Source organism: Rhodovarius crocodyli (genome assembly GCF_004005855.1).
GTDB classification, from domain to species: Bacteria; Pseudomonadota; Alphaproteobacteria; order Acetobacterales; family Acetobacteraceae; genus Rhodovarius; species Rhodovarius crocodyli.
Genome location: NZ_SACL01000001.1, coordinates 1,206,404 through 1,222,732, shown reverse-complemented (window position 1 = coordinate 1,222,732; position 16,329 = coordinate 1,206,404). Strand labels below are relative to the sequence as shown.

11 protein-coding genes are annotated in these 16,329 nt (G+C 71.4%); 6 read left to right on the top strand and 5 right to left on the bottom strand.

Annotated elements, in window-relative coordinates; genetic code table 11:
- Positions 1–15 precede the first annotated feature (15 nt).
- The 4 genes from EOD42_RS05875 (at position 16) to EOD42_RS05860 (ending at position 3,510) form a co-directional block, all read left to right on the top strand.
- Entirely contained in the window at positions 16–1,230 is a 1,215-nt protein-coding gene (locus EOD42_RS05875; protein WP_127786502.1) for a cupin domain-containing protein, read from the top strand.
- Positions 1,227–1,646: an OmpA family protein gene (locus EOD42_RS05870; protein WP_127786501.1), complete on the top strand. Its 420-nt coding sequence runs from the start codon at positions 1,227–1,229 to the stop codon at positions 1,644–1,646. Before EOD42_RS05875 ends, EOD42_RS05870 begins: the two co-directional genes overlap by 4 nt.
- Positions 1,647–1,741: 95 nt before the next feature.
- On the top strand, positions 1,742–2,908 hold the full coding sequence (locus tag EOD42_RS05865; protein WP_127786500.1) for a hypothetical protein: 1,167 nt from the start codon (positions 1,742–1,744) through the stop codon (positions 2,906–2,908).
- On the top strand, positions 2,905–3,510 hold the full coding sequence (locus EOD42_RS05860; protein WP_127786499.1) for a TetR family transcriptional regulator: 606 nt from the start codon (positions 2,905–2,907) through the stop codon (positions 3,508–3,510). The genes EOD42_RS05865 and EOD42_RS05860 overlap by 4 nt, the downstream gene beginning before the upstream one ends.
- 125 nt (positions 3,511–3,635) lie before the next feature.
- Here the strand turns inward: EOD42_RS05860 and EOD42_RS05855 are convergent, their stop codons facing one another.
- A complete protein-coding gene (locus EOD42_RS05855; protein WP_164867801.1) occupies positions 3,636–8,738 on the bottom strand; it encodes an alpha-2-macroglobulin family protein in 5,103 nt (1,700 codons plus the stop codon).
- Positions 8,739–9,021: 283 nt separating this feature from the next.
- Between EOD42_RS05855 and EOD42_RS05850 the strand changes: the two genes are divergently transcribed.
- A complete protein-coding gene (locus EOD42_RS05850; protein WP_164867800.1) occupies positions 9,022–10,098 on the top strand; it encodes an efflux RND transporter periplasmic adaptor subunit in 1,077 nt (358 codons plus the stop codon).
- A gap of 4 nt (positions 10,099–10,102) precedes the next feature.
- Positions 10,103–13,234: an efflux RND transporter permease subunit gene (locus EOD42_RS05845; RefSeq protein ID WP_127786496.1), complete on the top strand. Its 3,132-nt coding sequence runs from the start codon at positions 10,103–10,105 to the stop codon at positions 13,232–13,234.
- 236 nt (positions 13,235–13,470) lie between these two features.
- Here the strand turns inward: EOD42_RS05845 and EOD42_RS05840 are convergent, their stop codons facing one another.
- From EOD42_RS05840 to EOD42_RS05825, 4 genes are read right to left on the bottom strand one after another with little or no spacing between them, the layout of a single operon-like run.
- A complete protein-coding gene (locus tag EOD42_RS05840; RefSeq protein WP_240654914.1) occupies positions 13,471–13,935 on the bottom strand; it encodes a 23S rRNA (pseudouridine(1915)-N(3))-methyltransferase RlmH in 465 nt (154 codons plus the stop codon).
- Positions 13,932–14,708 carry a ribosome silencing factor gene (rsfS, locus tag EOD42_RS05835; protein WP_127786494.1) on the bottom strand — a complete coding sequence of 259 codons (777 nt, stop codon included), beginning with the start codon at positions 14,706–14,708 and terminating at the stop codon, positions 13,932–13,934. The genes EOD42_RS05840 and rsfS overlap by 4 nt, the downstream gene beginning before the upstream one ends.
- Before the next feature lie 10 nt (positions 14,709–14,718).
- Positions 14,719–15,339: a nicotinate-nucleotide adenylyltransferase gene (locus EOD42_RS05830; protein WP_127786493.1), complete on the bottom strand. Its 621-nt coding sequence runs from the start codon at positions 15,337–15,339 to the stop codon at positions 14,719–14,721.
- Positions 15,336–16,187, bottom strand: coding sequence for a 2-keto-4-pentenoate hydratase (locus EOD42_RS05825; protein ID WP_127786492.1), 852 nt, complete (start codon positions 16,185–16,187; stop codon positions 15,336–15,338). The genes EOD42_RS05830 and EOD42_RS05825 overlap by 4 nt, the downstream gene beginning before the upstream one ends.
- Between the last annotated feature and the right edge of the window lie 142 nt (positions 16,188–16,329).

Here is a 16,329-nt window from a genome sequence, read left to right as displayed (position 1 = left end):
TGCTATAAGCGCGGCATGGACCTTGCCGCGCTTCTCGCCCCGGTCACGCCGGAGCAGTTCTTCGCCGAATACTACGACAAGCAGCCCCTGCACGTGAAAGGCGGGGCGGCGAAATTCGCCTCCGTCCTGTCCTGGCGGCAGATCAACCGGCTGCTGGACATGACCCATATGTGGTCGTCCCATTCGCTGAAGATGTATGAGGACGGGGTGGCCGTGCCGCCCGAGCAGTACTGCGTCGGCGCGACATCGCGCGACAATGCCTCCGTCATGCAGCCCGTCGCCTCCAAGGTGGCGGAATGGATGAAGAAGGGCGCGAGCCTCGTGCTCAACGACATCGACAGCCTGACGCCGGGGCTCAACTCCGTCTCTCGCGCGCTGGAGGGTGCGGGGCTGGGGAAGGCGCAGGGCAATGCGTATATCTCCTGGCAGTCGCACAAGGCCTTCCCCTCCCATTACGACACCCATGACGTGTGGGCCGTGCAGGTGGAGGGCGAGAAGACCTGGAACGTGTGGGAAGGCCGGGCCGAATGGCCGATCAGCCACCCCATCTTCCGGGGCGAGGGCCAGGCGCACCACGACCAGGCCAAGGGCCGGCTGCGGGAAAAGGTGCTGCTGAAGGCGGGCGACCTGCTGTACCTGCCGCGCGGCTGGTATCACGACGCGCTGGCCGAGGCGCCGTCATCCGTCCACATCGCCTATGGCGTGCATGCGGCGCTCGGCATGGATGTGATGAACATCCTGCTGGAGCGCGTGCTGTATGAGCCGGTGTTCCGCCAGCCCCTGCCCCGGCAGGACGGCACGGCGGCCGCCAAATTCGCGCTGACCCAGCGCGTGGGCCAGCTCGGCGCCCGCCTGGCGGAGCTGGTGAAGGACCCGGGCGTGATCAACGTCATCGAGGGCTACGTCCACAACCACCGCTTCAACCGCGGCGACAACGACCTGCTGGGCTGGCGCGGGCTGGCCGCACCCGCCGCGGCCGGCGGTGCCGAGGAAGGGGCGAGCTTCCGCCCCGTGGCCGCCGGCGCCAAGCCCGTGCGGCGCGGTGCCGAATGGGTGCTGAAGGGGGCCGGCGCCCCCCTGCCCCTGACCCCGCCCGAGGCCGATGCCGCCGGATGGCTGCTGGGCCGGCCCGACGTGACCGAGGCAGAGCTGCGCGGCGCGCATCCGGGCGTGGATGCCGCTGACCTGCTGCAACGCTTGGCCGATGGGGGCATTCTGGTCAGGACATGATCGCGCTTCTCGCCCTGCCGCTGCTGCTGCTCGCGGCCACCCCCGTCGCGGCCCAGCCGCGTGACTTCAACTGCGTCGGCGCCGAGCAGCTGGACGACGACACCTATGCCGTCACCTTCCCCAGCCGCGCGGACCGGCTGGGCGAGGAAGCGCGCAGCGCGATCGCCGCCGCGGTGGAGCTGGCCAAGCGCGAGGAACGGCGCAACATCTGCGTGCTGGGCCACGCGCTGGCGACCGAGGGCGGCGCCCAGACCGGCCAGCGCCTGGCCGCGCGGCGGGCGCGGGCGGTGGCGGATGCGCTGTCCTCCGCGGGCATCGAGCGCGACCGCGTGCGGGCCGAGGCGCGCGTAGCGGGCTTCACCCGCAGCACGGCGGCACGGCGCGCGCGCGGGGCGACCATCATCATCCTGCCGTGAGATTTGCGGGGCTGATACACTCCGCGGCTTGCGCCCCGGCCCCCTGGCGCCCATCCTCCCGTGTAACGGAAAGCCAGAAGGAAAGCCGCGTAAGGATGCTGAAATCCCTCTCTCTGTCCGCCCTGATCACGGCCGGGCTGATCACCGGCGCCATGGCGCAAAGCGTCAAGCCGCCCAGCAATGGCGGCATGCGGGCACCCCAGCAGCAGCAGCGCGGCCTGACCGTGGTGAACCGCAGCGACACGGTGCTGTACCGGCTGTTCGTGTTCCGCCAGGGCGGCGCCGAGGGCCCCGACCGGCTGGGCCAGAACGTGGTGCCCTCGGGCCGCAGCTTCCAGCTGCAGCTGGGCCGCGTGCAGGATTGCCGGGTGATGGTGCGCTCCGTCTTCCAGGATGAGAGCGAGGAAACCCGTGCCGTCGACATCTGCGCCGAGCAGCAGCTGGTACTGACCGATGAAGGCCGGCGCGACGTCCAGCTGGACAATGCGACCGACGCGACCCTGATGCAGGTGTTCCTGATCCCGCGCGGGGAAAGCGACCCGGGGCCGGACCGGCTGGGCAGTTCCATGGTGGCGCCGGGCGAGCATTTCCGCATCCGCCTGCGCAATTTCGCCGCCTGCGACGTGACGGTGCGTGCCTCCTTCGCGGGGCTGCCGGCGGAGACGCGGGAGGTGAACATCTGCAACCAGCCGCAGGTGGCCTTCGGCGACCCGTCCATCCCGCTGCGGGAGGTTCCGATCGTCAACCGCAGCTCCATCGTGCTGTATGAGCTGTACGCCATCCCGATGGCCGAGGGCGCGGCACCGCAGCAGAACCCCAACTGGGGCCCGGACCGGCTGGGCGCCAACGTGATCGGCGCGGGGCGCGACTTCTCCATGCGGATCCGCAGCGGGGAATGCCGCGCGCGGGTGCGGGCCGTGTTCCAGAACCGGCGCGAGGAAATCCGCGACAACGTGAACATCTGCCAGCCGCAGCCGGTGGTGTTCCAGGGCGCGCGGCGCCTGGCGATCGGCAACCTGTATGAGCGCCCGATCACCGGCATGTACCTGTCGCCGGTCGAGGAGCGCGACTGGGGCAGCAACCAGATCAATGAGCCGCTGCGCCAGAACGGCACGGCGGAGCTGGGCACCGACGGCGGCTGCCGCGCGGACCTGCGCATCGTGTTCGACAATGAGTCGGCCGAGGAACTGCGCAACTTCGACATGTGCCGCAACGCCGCCATCACCCTGCGTCCGGGCTGGGTGACGGAGGCGCGGCAGTGACGGAGAAGCTGCCGGAGGCGCTGACCGGGCTGTGGGCCGCCGTGGCGGAACATGGCTGGCACGGCGCCACCCTGTCGCGCATCGCGCAGGCAGGCGGCGTCACGCTGGGTGAGCTGCGCAAGCTCGGGCGCGGGCCGCTCGACCTGCTGGCCCTGCACGGCGCGGCGGTGGACCAGGCGGTGCTGGACGGCACCGTGCCCACCGAGGGCGAAAGCACCCGCGACCGGCTGTTCGACGTGCTGATGCGCCGGCTGGACGCCATGCAGCCGCACCGCGAGGGCGTGCTGCGCCTGCTGAAGGACCTGCCGCTGAACCCGCCCCTGGCGCTGTGGCTGGGCTGCGAGGTGCAGCGGAGCATGGGCTGGATGCTGGAGGCGGCGGGCGTCGATTCGCGCGGCGCCTTCGGGCGGCTGCGGGCCAAGGCGCTGGCGGGCGTCTGGGCCTATACCGTGCGCGCCTGGGCCAAGGACGAGAGCGCCGACATGAGCGCAACCATGGCCGCGCTGGACAAGGCGCTGGACAAGCTGGAACAGGCGGCGAAAAGCCTGGATCCGTTCGCGAGGAAGAAGGCAGCGCCTGCCGAGGCTTCAGAAGCAGAGTAATCTTCTTTTTCTGTAGAAAAAGAAGCAAAAAGACTTTCGACAGTTAAGGGCGCGCACCTGGACGGTGCGCGCCCTTATTTAAGCAGAAGTTTTTTGGTTCTTTTTTCCAAAAAAGAACTTTCACCTTACTCCGCCACCGTCACCCTTCCGGCATTCTGCCGCGCGAAGAACTCCGGCCGGTACATGTCGCTGACATCCGCCCCCGGCAGTTCGTAGCGCCCCGGGGTGGTGCTGCGCACGCGCCATGCCATCCGCACCAGGCTCTCGCCCTGGCTGAAGGAAATGGCGGCGGCCAGCCGGTCATCCAGCGCGGGCGTCGCCACCGGCTCAGACAAGGTGCCCAGGAAGGCCATGCCCGGCGTGTCGCCGGCCGGATAGCGCGTGACCACTTCCCAGCCTGCCGGCAGGCCCTGCTGCAGCATGGCCTCATGCGCCTGGCCGGTCTCCGCGCGGGCTTCGATCTGGATGATGAAGTCCGTGCCGGACCGCAGCGTGTCCAGGTTCAGCGCGGAGCCGTCCATGGCGAAGAACCGGCGAGCGATGCGCATGCCGTTCCGCGCCGCGGGCTGCGCCGTGGCCGGGATGCCGGTGATGGACACCGCCGCCCACACCGGGGCGCTGGCCGTGTTGCGCGCCGTGGCGGCAGCCGTCATCGGCAGGGTCAGGATCGGGCCCGTGGCCGTCTGCGCCGCGCCGTTCAGGGTGATGGCGGGCGGCAGGCCGCCGCGCCCCAGCACCTGCGCAGTCAGCAGCGCCCAGCCGCGTTCCTGGGTGCTGGTCATGTCGGGGCGGAACTCAGCACCCGGCAGGCGGCTGCGCGCTTCGCTCAGGCGGGCGGGCAGCACGCCGCTTTCGGCCAGCAGCACCGTCACGGCCATCGCATCGCGCGCGGCCGTGCCGTAATCGGCCAGCCAGAAGCGGCGGGCCGGGGCGGCGAGCGCCGCGTTGAACGCCGTCTCGGCGCGGCCGACATCGCCGCCGCGCGCGAAGGTGGCGGCCAGCTGGGCCTTGGCCAGCGGGGTGGGCAGATCGTCCAGCCGCTCCAGCAGGCGCCGCGCCGCACCCAGCCGCACGCGCCCGCCCATGGCCAGGGCGTGCAGACGGTATGCCTGGGTGGCGAGGCCCTCCGGGTTGCTCTCGAAGGCGTCCTCCAGCCCTTCCTCCAGGTTCTGGAGCACGGCGTTCAGTGCGGCCTCGGGCACCGCGGCACCCGCCGTGCGGGCACGCAGCAGGGCTTCGGTGGCATAGGCGGTCAGCCAGCCCTTGCCGTCGCCCTGGGCGGACCACAGGGCGAAGGAACCGTCATAGCGCTGGCGGTTCAGGATGCTGTTCACAGCCGTCTGCAGCCGCGCGGCGCGGTCATCGCCGCCCCATTCGCCCACGGCCGCCAGGCCGAGCGCGCGGGAACTGGCCTGTTCCGTGCAGTCGAGCGGGAAGGCCTCCAGCGCGCGCAGCATGCCGGGCACGTCATAGCGCACGGGCCCGCCGAAGCGGACGGAGGCACGCCAGCCCGCCAGGTAGCGTTCCGCCGGCAGGGCCAGCGCGCGTTCCTGCCCGGCCGGGATCTCCTGCCCCGCCACCTCGGTCAGGATGGGGCGGGAGGAGCGGACGATGATCCGGGATTCCCGCGTGACGGAGAAACCCTGCGGCCCGGTCACGGCCAGGCGCAGCACGCCTTCGCCGGGTGCCGTGGCGCGCAGCGTGGCGGCGCCGCGATGGCGTGCCCCGTTGGCCAGGTTGGCCGAGACGCGCGTCTCGCCCGCCAGGGCGATGGCGCCCTCTGCGGTCAGGGTCGCGGTCACCTCGCCGGCCGGCAGGTCCAGATTGTGCAGCAGCACGGGCAGCCGCGCCTCGTCGCCCGGCGCCAGGAAGCGCGGCAGCACCGCCTCGGCCACCACCGGGTCGCGCACCGTCAGCGCGCGGCCGGCGGCACCCACCTTGTTGCCCGCCCAGGCGACCGCCATCAGCCGCAGCTCACCGGCGAAATCCGGCACGTCGAGCGTGACCTGCGCCACGCCGTTCGCATCGGTGGCCACCACCCCGCTGAACAGCACGACATTGCGCTGGGGAATGGGGATGGCGCCGATGTCGCCCATGTCGTCACCGCCCTGGCGGAGCGTGGCGAGGCCACCCTCCGGCGGCGGGATCAGCCGGCCGTAATCGTCGCGGATGTCCACGCCCAGCGCGCGGCGGCCGGTGTAGTGCGTCAGCGGGTCGGGCGTCGCGAAGCGCGTCAGGCGCAGGATGCCTTCGTCCACGGCGGCCAGCGTCAGATGCGCCACGCCGCCCGCGCCGCCCACCCGCACCGGGATGGTGACGCGCTGGCGGGGCGTGATGCGCTCGGGCCCTTCGATCGCCACCTGCAACGCGCGGCTGGCGGGGTCGATCTGCAACCACGCGAGGCCGAGGGCACGGGCCGGCTGGCCCTCCCGCGTCTCACCGGGGCGGAAGACGGTGACGGCGACATGCGCGCCGGCACCCCAGGCGGCATCCACCGGCACCGAGACCTGCGCGCCGCCGGCCGGCACCGCCACTTCCTGGATGGACAGCAGCCGGTCGGTCAGCACGGCCACGCTGGCCACGCCGGGGAAGGGAGAGGTGATGCGAAGCCGCGCGGTATCGCCGGGCGCATAGCCCTGGCGGTCGGACGCGACATCCACCTTGTCCGGTGCCTCGCCGGCATCGACGGAAATCGCCCAGCCGCTGCGGAAGCGGATGGAGGAAATGCCGAGGCCGCCGGGCTCCTGCACCTCAAGCCTGTAGCGGCCGAAGGGCAGGCTGCGCGCGAGGCGCACGGGCTGGGCGGCGGACTGGATCTGGCCGTTCTCGACCGGTTCGCTGCGCCAGAAGATGGCGTAGCGGGGCGTGCCGCCGCTGCTGGTCAGGCGCCATTCCGGGCGCTCACGCACCAGGCGCCAGGTCAGCGGCGTGGCGGTGGGTGCCAGGTCCGGGCTCAGTGCCAGGATCTCGAAGGCGGCTTCCGTGTTGGCATCGACCGCGTACTGGAACAGCGGCTTGATGCCGATCAGCCGCCCGCGCGGGCGCACCGGCACCGTGATGGATTGCCGCGAGGCACGGCCGCCCGGTTCCTCCAGCGCCACGTCGATGCGCGCGGTCAGCGGGCGGGTGGTGTCGGGCTGGCGGGCGAGGCTGACCTCCAGCGTGGTGCGGCCCTGGGCATCGGTGGGCGGCACCTGGAGCGAGTTCAAAGGCGGCTCGAAGATCTCATCCACCAGGCCGAACTCGAAGCCCGGCCATTGGGTGAAGGGGGAGCGCTGGGCGGTGAAGGTCACCTCCGCGCTGCCGCCCAGCCCCTCGGCCGGGGCGCCGTACAGGAAGCGCGCCGTGATGGGCACGTTCAGCGGCTGGTCCAGGCGCAGCATGCCGGGGTCGGGGATGTTCACCTCCAGCCGCTCCGGCACGAAGGCATCCACCCGCAGGTCCAGGCTGGCCAGGGCCGGCAGGTCGGGGTCGGTGATGGCCTCCAGCTTCCACAGCCCGGCGGGGGCGCCGGTGGGCAGCGGGGCGGACCACTGGATGGCGCCGCCCGGCTCACGCGCGGGCACGGCCTCGGCCGCCACCTGGCCGTTGGGGCGGCGCAGGCGCAGGCGCACCGGAATGTCCTGCGGCGCGCCCGAGGCATCGCGCAGAAGCGCCGTAGCCTGGATGGTCTCGCCGGGGCGGTAGATGCCGCGCTCGGTATAGAGGAAGACGTCGAGCGGGCCGGGATGGGCGATGCCGCTGGCGCCGCGATCGGTCAGGTCGAAGGCGGCCGCATCCAGCGACAGCGCCATCAGGTCGTCACCCAGCAGGGCATGGACGGCCACGGGGGCGGCCGCGCCCTCGCCGCGCAGCAGGGGGGCGGCGAAGCGCACCACGCCATCGGCGTCGCTTTCGGCCTCGGCCAATATGTCGTTGTTGCGGGCCAGCAGCGACAGCTTCACCCCCGCCAGCGGCCGGCCGGTCTGCAACCCGCGCGCCTGCACGGCCAGGCCCTGGGTGCTGCGCCAGGCGGTCAGGCCCAGGTCGGTCACGAAGATGGGCAGCCCGGCCGAGACCTCGCGGCCCGAGCCGTCGCCCGGACGGGCGCGCAGCAGGTACAGGCCGGGGCCGGCGCTACGCAGCGCCTCCGGCAGGGGCAGCACGACGCGCTGGCTGGTGTTGGGCACCAGGGCGGGCAGCTCCGCGCGGCCTTCCCAGATGGTGCGGCCATAGCTCTCGGCCATGGATTCGACCTCATAGCCGTCGAGGTCGGCCAGGCCGTTCTGATAGCGCTGGGCGGGCACCAGTGCGCGCTCACCCACGCGGATCAGCGTCAGGCTCAGGGCGGAAAGGTTGACCGTGCCGAGGCCCACCCGCGCCTGCTGGCCGCGCGGCAGGATGAAGCGGGAGCCGTCGAAGGCGATGCGCGCCGCGCGGTTCGGCATGGAGACCGGCACGGGCGTATCGCGCGACAGCCGCAGGTCCTGCGCGCCCGGCAGGCCGGACCGCAGGATGACGCGCGTCGTCTCGCCATGCGGCAGGCCGGCGATGCACAGCTGCTGCCCCTCTCGCGTCACGGCGATGTCGGGGCGGGCGGGCTCGGTGCGCACCCAGTCGGCGGGCTGCCAGTCCGTGCGCTCGGAAAGGGGGGCGGTGAAGCGGATGCAGGCGCTGGGCGGCTCGGCCTCGGCGTTCATGGTCACGCTGCGCACCAGCAGGCCGGCGGCGCGCACGGCATCGGCCAGCATGGTGCGGTACCGCTGCTCACGCGGGGCGCGCTGCACCACGGCGTTCAGCACGCGCAGCTGTTCGGGGATGCGGTCCAGCCGGCGCAGGGCATCGGCCATCAGCAGCAGGGACGGGATCTCGGGCGGGCCCGCGGGCACCATCATGAAGGCGAGCCAGGCGGCCTGCAGCGCGCGGGTGTTCTCGGGCGGCGTGCGGGCCAGCTGCGCGCGCGCCAGGGCCAGGGCCTGCTCGGGGCGATAGTCGCCCATGCCCAGGCGTTCCTCCCAGGCGGCGGCGGCGTTGGGCCAGTTGTTCGCGCGCTCGGCCGCGGCGGCGCGGTTCTCGGCGGCGGTGCGCTGCTGGGGGGTGCCGCCGGCGGGAAAGCGGCGGGACAGCTCGTTCTGGTATCGCTCCGCATCGTTGGACAGGCCCGGAAGCTCCGGGGCCTCCTGGGCGAAGACATGGGCGCCGGACAGCATGAAGCCGGCCAGCAGGATAGCCATGACGAAGCGCCGCATTTGCGCCCTCCCGTATCAGTCGGGCGGACTCTATCGGACGCGCCGGGGCTGCGCATCCCAAGAAAGGACGAAAGAGCCTGCGCGAGGGCGCGGCAGATTTCACCGCATATTGCGTCGCGGTGGTGCAATTCCGCTGCACTGCTGCGTGACGAAAGGAAACAGGGAAAGATTCGCCCTGTTCCCGGTTCCATGGCACGATACCGTGAGCTGTCAGACAATATGGGGCGTCTGGATGTTCCGTAAGCGACTCTTTCTTGGTGCCGCGGTTCCATTTCTGCTTGCCATGACGCCGCAGGGCGCGCTGGCCCAGGCGGCCGGGGGCGGCCAGGGAACACCCGTGACGACGGATGTCGTCACCCAGGGCGACGTGCCCATCAATGTCACGTCCAACGGCGTGGTGCAGAGCGAGAGCGTGGTCACGATCCGCACCCGCGTCGACGGCCAGATCACCCAGGTGCACGTGCAGGAAGGCCAGTTCGTCCGGCGCGGCCAGCCGCTGTTCACCCTGGATGCCCGGCTGACCCAGGCGCAGCTGGCCCAGCAGGAGGCACAGCTGCTGCGCGACCAGGCCGCTGCCGTGCGCACCCGCGCCGATGCCGTGCGCTATCAGTCGCTGCGCGGCGAGAGCTTCGCCAGCCAGCAGCGCTTCGAGCAGGCACAGGCCGATGCCGCCGGCGCCGCCGCCACCGTGCAGGCCACCCAGGCGCTGATCCAGCAGACGCGCCTCAGCATCGAATTCGCCCAGATCGTGGCCGAGGTGGACGGCCAGCTCGGCGCCCTGCCCCTGCGCGTCGGCAACTTCGTCCGCCAGGCGGAGAACGTGTCCCTCGGCACCATTACCCAGGTGAACCCCATCCTGGTGCAGTTCAACGTGCCGGAACGCTGGCTGCCCACCATCCGCGCCACCCAGGCCGCGGGCCGCGCCCCCACCGTGCGCGTGCAGGCCGAGGGCGACACCAACCCGCCCGTGGAGGGCGAGGTGGTGTTCGTGGACAGCCAGGTGGACACCAACACCGGCACGATCGGCCTGAAGGGCCGCTTCGACAACACGAACGGCCGGCTGTGGCCGGGTGCCTATGTTCAGGTGACGATGGCCGCCGGCACCGACCGCAACGCCATCTCCGTGCCCGTCGCCGCCATGCAGACCGGCCAGCAGGGCCGCTTCCTGTTCATCGCCGATGCCGGCACCGCCCGCCGCCGCGCGGTGGAGCTGGTGCGCGTGGCCGGCGACCGCGCCATCGTGACCGGCGAGCTGCGCCCGGGTGAGCGCGTGATCGTGGACGGCGCCCAGCGCGTGACCGACGGCGGCCGCATCAACGACCGCACCCCGCAACGGGTGTCCATGGTCATGGAGCGCTAGCCGCATGCATATCAGCGAGCTCTGCATCAAGCGGCCGGTGATGACCTGGCTGTTGTCCATCGCGGCCGTCATCGCGGGCATCGTGGCCTATACCCGCCTGCCCGTGGCCGCCGTGCCGCGTGTGGATTTCCCCGTCATCTCGGTCTTCGCGACCTTCCCCGGCGCCTCGCCCGAGACGATGGCGACATCGGTGGCCCTGCCGCTGGAGCGCGAGTTCTCGACCATCGCGGGGCTGGACAGCATGTCCAGCGTGTCCGGCCAGGACACGCTGAACCTGACGCTGCAGTTCCAGCTGGGCCGCAACATCGACAGCGCGGCGCAGGATGTGCAGGCCGCACTGACCCGCGCCCAGCGCCGCCTGCCGATCGAGATGACCACCCCGCCGAGCTACCGCAAGGTGAACCCGGCGGATGCGCCCGTGCTGCTGCTGACGCTGTCGGGCGGGGACACGCCGCTGTACCGCCTGCAGGACGTGGCCAGCACCATCATCGCCCCCGCGCTGTCGCGCGTGCAGGGCGTGGCGCAGGTGCAGACCTTCGGCGAGCAGATCTATTCCGTGCGCGTGCGGCTGGACCCGGACCGCATCGCGGCCATGGGGCTTGCCTTCGACACGGTGGGCCAGGCGATCAGCGCCGCCAACTCCAACGCGCCCGTCGGCCTGCTGACCGGCGCGCGCCAGCAGCTGACGCTGCGCGCCAACGACCAGCCGCAGAACGCCGAGGAATTCGGCAACCTGATCGTGGCCGGCCGCGCCAATGCGCCCGTGCGCCTGCGTGACATCGCGAATGTCGTGGACGGCGTGCAGAACGAACGCGTGGCCAGTTGGCGGGACGGCCGCAGGGCCCTGGTGCTGGCCGTGATGCGCCAGCCGGACGCAAACACGGTGGATGTGGTGGATGGCGTGCGCGCCAACCTGCCCGCCCTTCAGGCCGCCCTGCCGCCCGGCGCCGAGATCGGCGTGATGCTGGACCGCAGCCTGTCCATCCGCTCTGCCGTGCATGACGTGCAGGAAAGCCTGATCATCGCCATCGGGCTGGTGGTGCTGGTGTGCTTCCTGTTCCTGCGGCGGCTGTCGGCCACGCTGATCCCGACCATCGCGGTGCCCATCAGCCTCTGCATGACCTTCGGGCTGATGTACGCGCTGGGCTACGGCATCGACAACGTGACGCTGCTGGGCCTGACCATCGCCGTGGGCCTCGTGGTGGATGACGCGATCGTCGTGCTCGAAGCCATCATGCGCCATATCGAGGAAGGCATGGCACCCATGGCCGCCGCCGTGCGCGGCGCGAAGGAGGTGGGCTTCACCGTCGTCTCCATCACGCTGTCGCTCATTGCCGTCTTCATGCCCATCCTGCTGATGGGCGGCGTGGTGGGGCGCGTGTTCAATGCCTTCGCGGCCACGGTGGCGCTGTCCGTCATCGCCTCCTGCGTCGTTTCCCTCACGCTCACACCGCTGATGTCCAGCCGCATCAAGGCGCATCACGGCCCGCCAGGCATGGTGGACCGCGTGCTGGAAGGCGGCTTCGTCGCCATCGAGAAAGCCTATGCCTGGCTGCTCGACATCGCGCTGCGGTTCCGGCTGGCGGTGTGGGCGCTGTTCTTCGCCTCCCTCATCGCGGCGGGCTGGTTCGCCTATGTCATCCCGAAGGGCTTCTTCCCGATCGAGGATACCGGCCTGCTGCAGGTGAACACCGAAGGGCCGCGCGGCACCTCCATCGCCGCCATGGGCGAGATGCAGGGCCGCATCGCGGAGATCCTGGGCCGCAGCCCCTATGTGAACACCGTCGTGTCCAACCTCGGCGCCACGGGCGGCAGCATCTCGATCAACCAGGGCCGCATGTTCGTGGAGCTGAAGCCCACCGGCCAGCGCCCGCCCATCCAGCAGGTAATCCAGGAGCTGCGCCGCCAGACCGCGGGCGTGCCGGGCATGCGTGTGTTCATGCAGCCCATCCAGAACATCAATTTCGGCGCGCGCCAGTCGCGCACCCTCTATCTCTACACCCTCCAGGGCCTGCGGCTGGATGAGCTGTACGACTGGGCACCCCGGCTGGAGCAGGCGCTGTCCCGCGTGCCGGAACTGCAGGACGTGAACACCGACCTGCAGCTGGACAGCCCGGTGGTGGTGGTGAACGTCAACCGCGACCGCGCGACGGCGGCCGGCGTGTCGATCGACCAGGTGCGCCAGTCGCTCTACTACGCCTTCGGCGCGCGGCAGATCTCCACCATCTACGGCCAGGCCAACGCCTATCCGGTGATCCTGGAGGCCCTGCCCGAGGACCAGCGCGACGAGACGGGGCTGGCCAAGCTGTACCTGCGCGCGGCCAACACGCCGGGCAGCACCAGCATCGCGCCCGGCACGACGCGGCTGGTGCCGCTGTCCTCGCTGGCCAGCATCGAGCGTCGGTCGGGCCCGCTGTCGGTCGCGCACCAGGGGCAGCTGCCGGCGGTGACCATCGGCTTCAACACGCCGCCCGGCGTCGCGCTGGGTGACGCGGTGAACGCCATCCGCCGCGTGGAGCGCGAGATCGGGCTGCCGCCCACCATCGTCACGGGCTTCACGGGTTCGGCCCAGGTGTTCCAGCAGGCACTGGCCGGCCAGGGCACGCTGGTGATCGCGGCCGTGCTGATCATGTATGTGGTCCTGGGCGTGCTGTACGAGAGCCTGGTGCACCCGCTGACCATCCTGTCGGGCCTGCCGGCCGCAGGCCTCGGTGCCTTTGCCACGCTGTGGCTGTTCGGCATGGACCTGTCCGTCATCGCGGTGATCGGCACGCTGCTGCTGGTGGGCTTGGTGAAAAAGAACGCCATCATGATCGTGGACGTGGCGCTGCATCAGCAACGCGAGGGACACACGCCGCTCGACGCCGTGCGCCATGCCTGCATCGTGCGCTTCCGCCCCATCCTGATGACCACGCTGGCGGCCGCCGCCGGCGCCGTGCCCATCGCGGCCGGCTGGGGTGCGGCCGCCGAACTGCGCCAGCCGCTGGGCCTGGCGGTGGTGGGCGGCCTGGCGGTTTCCCAGGTGCTGACCCTGTTCGTGACGCCGGTGCTGTTCCTGGGCTTCGAAGGGCTGGCGCGCCGCTTCAGCCGCGGGCGCGGGGCCGTGCCGCATGCACCGACGGCGCCGGCGGAGTGAGAGGGCGCTGCGGGGGGTTCACCCCCGGGCCCCAGCCAGGGGCTTTGCCCCCGGCACCCCCACCAAAGGCCGAAAGGCCTTTGGAAACCGGGAGCTGAAAAAGCCGGAAGGGGACAGCGTCCCCTTCCGGCTTTTTCAGTTAACTCATGGGTTCGAAGGGTCGTTACGACCCTTCGCGGGTGTCCAGAGGGCGGAGCCCTTGGTCGGGGTCCGGGGCGAAGCCCCGCAACGCACCCTCACCCCGGCCGCCATGCCCGGTGGTACGGATGGTTCTCGCGGATGCACTGTGCCCGGAACAGCTGTTCGGCCAGCATGCCGCGCACCAGCATATGCGGCCAGGTCAGTGGGCCGAGGGAGAGCAGGTGCCCGGCGCGGGTCAGCACGGTTTCGTCCAGCCCCTCCGCGCCGCCGATCAGGAAGGCGATGGGGCGCGCGGCTTCCATCCAGCGCTGGGTCAGGGTGGAGAGTGCCTCTGAGGTCGGGGCCTTGCCGCCCAGGTCCATGGCCACCAGCAGGGTGTTGGGCGCCATGGCGGCCAGGATGGCGGTGGCCTCGCGCCGCCTGATCTCGGCGGCGGAGCCCTGGCCCTCCGGCAGTTCCTGCAGTTCCAGCGGCGGGCGCAGCCGCGCGTTGTAGTGGCGGAACAGCTCCGCCTCCGGCCCCGCCTTGGCGCGGCCGACGGCGATCAGCCTGGCCTTCACCCCGCAGAGGCAGGGCTGTCCTCGCCCCACATCTTCTCGAGGTTGAAGGTCTCGCGCGCTTCGGGCTTGAACAGATGGATGACGATGTCGCCGGCGTCGATCAGCACCCATTCGTCGCTGGTCTCGAAGGCGGACTTCTTCAGCTTCAGCCCGTTCTTGAACAGCGCTTCCTCGACATGCAGCGCCATCGCCTGGATCTGGCGGTCGGCCAGGCCGGTGGCAATGATCATGCGGTCGGTGAAGGTGGAGCGGGTGGAGACGTCGAGCACCACGACGTTCTCGGCCTTGTCGTCCTCCAGGCTCGCCTTCGCGGCCGCGACCAGCAGTTCCAGCCGGTCCGGGGAGAGCTTGGGCGGGCGCTTGCGGGCGCGGGGGGCCTTGGCGGGGGCTTCCTTGGCGGCGGGGGCCTTCTTGGCCGGGGCCGCCTTGGCGGTCGTCTTCTTCGCGGCCGCAGGCTTGGCGGCGGCGGTCTTGGTCGCGCTGGCCTTGGCGGGCGCCTTCGGCGCAGCGGCCTTGGGGGTGGCGGCCTTCGCAGGCGCGGCCTTCGCGGGCGCGGGCTTGGCGGCCGCCGTCTTCGCCGGCGCCTTCTTCGGCGCGGCGGCCTTGGGGGCCGCGGCCTTCACCGGCTTCTCGGCAGGCTTCGGCGCGGCCTTGCGCGCGGGCTTTTCAGCCACGGCTGCTGCCGCCTTGGGGGCCGGCTTGGCCGCGCGCTTGGTGGCGGGCTTCTTCGCGCTCTCGGTCGGCGCGGCATCGGAAACAGGCTTGCGGGCCATGGTCAGTCCTTCAACTCGCGGCGTTGCTGCCAGAAACCAACGCGGAATGCCACCGCGCGCTGCGAATGGCTGTTGCCGAAGCGGCGTGCAGCCGGGCGGGAACGAAGGCCCAGGGCTTGTGCGCGGGCCTGCCGGCCCACATCGCGCCCGGGGCCCGGCGGTGCCGGCGCAGCACGCTGGCGGCCCGCCCATGCAGGGCCGCGCGGGTGTAGCCGGGGCGCGGCAGCACCGCCAGCCGCGTGCCCGAGGCGATCTCTCGCCAGCGGTTCCAGCGCGGCAGCTGGGTCAGGTTGTCCGCGCCCACGATCAGCACGAATTCGGCGCGCGGGTATCGTCGGCGCAGCAGTTTCAATGTCTTCCAGGTCAGGCGAGTGCCCAGCCTCGCCTCGGCGTCGCTGGCCAGGATGCGCGGCGGCGCCGCCACCGCGCGCGCACTGGCCAGGCGCTCGGCGAAGGGCGCCATGCCGCGCGCGGGCTTGAGCGGGTTTCCGGGCGACACCATCAGCCACACCTGATCGAGCCTGAGGGCCGCCAGCGCCACGCGCGCCACATGGGCGTGCCCCGCATGCGCCGGATTGAAACTGCCGCCCAGAAGCCCGATCCGGACATGTCGCCCATCGCCTGCAATCACCTGGTCTGTACGCTCACCTCAACCGGGGCGGCCATCAGCCCCTCGTACCGGACGGTGTAGCGCCTGCCGGCCTCCGTGGGCAGGGCCGGCGAGAAGCCGCCGAGGCTGACGAGGTCCCCCGCGCGCAGGCGGGTGCCGCGGCTGGCCAAGTCCTGCACCAGCCAGGGCAGCACGTTCAGCGGGTGGCCCAGCAGGGCGGTGCCGGGCGCGCGGGCCAGCTCGCGCTGGTCGTTCACCATCACCACCGTCATGGAACCCAGCCGCGCCGCGAAATCCTCCGTCGCCTGCACGGGGATGGCGTCGCCCATCACGCCCAGCCGGGCGCCGACATTGATGGCCAGCAGGTTGGGGCCATCCATGCCCTGGGCCAGCACCAGGTCCGGCATCTCGATGAAGGGGATCACGGCATCCAGGTGCTGCAGGATCTCGACATGGCTGCGCGCGGTGTTGATGCCTTCGTCGCGCACGCGCACGATCAGGTCGGCCTCCACATTCGGCATCGCGCCGAAGCGGGCCTCCACCTCGCCGCCCGACATCAGCCGCACGGTGTTCTCGAAGATGATGCCGGTGACGGGGTGCGGCACGCCGAAACGCTGCTGGGCGGTGGCGTTGGTCAGCCCCACCTTGTAGCCCACGGGCCTGCCCCATTGCGCGGCCATCAGCGGCACCAGCCGGCCCTGGGCGCAGAGCCCGTCTGCCAGGCTGGTCATGCCGGCGACGGGCTGCTGGGGCTGGTTGGCCAGAATCCCGCGCGACAGCGCGGCCATCGTCGCCTCATCCGGGCAGGCGGCGCCGGCAGCCAACGGCAGGGCGGCCAGCACGGCCGCCAAGATCGTGGAACGCTTCATCTGATCCTCCCTGTGCGCCTGCGGCCTGCTTTGGGCCTGGGCGCTGCTTGATCGGCGATTTCACCACCGGCCGGGGTGCCGATCAATCTGTCCGTCAATCGTGATGAGTGTTTCGCTCGAAACTGTGTATGGTGTCGCGGTG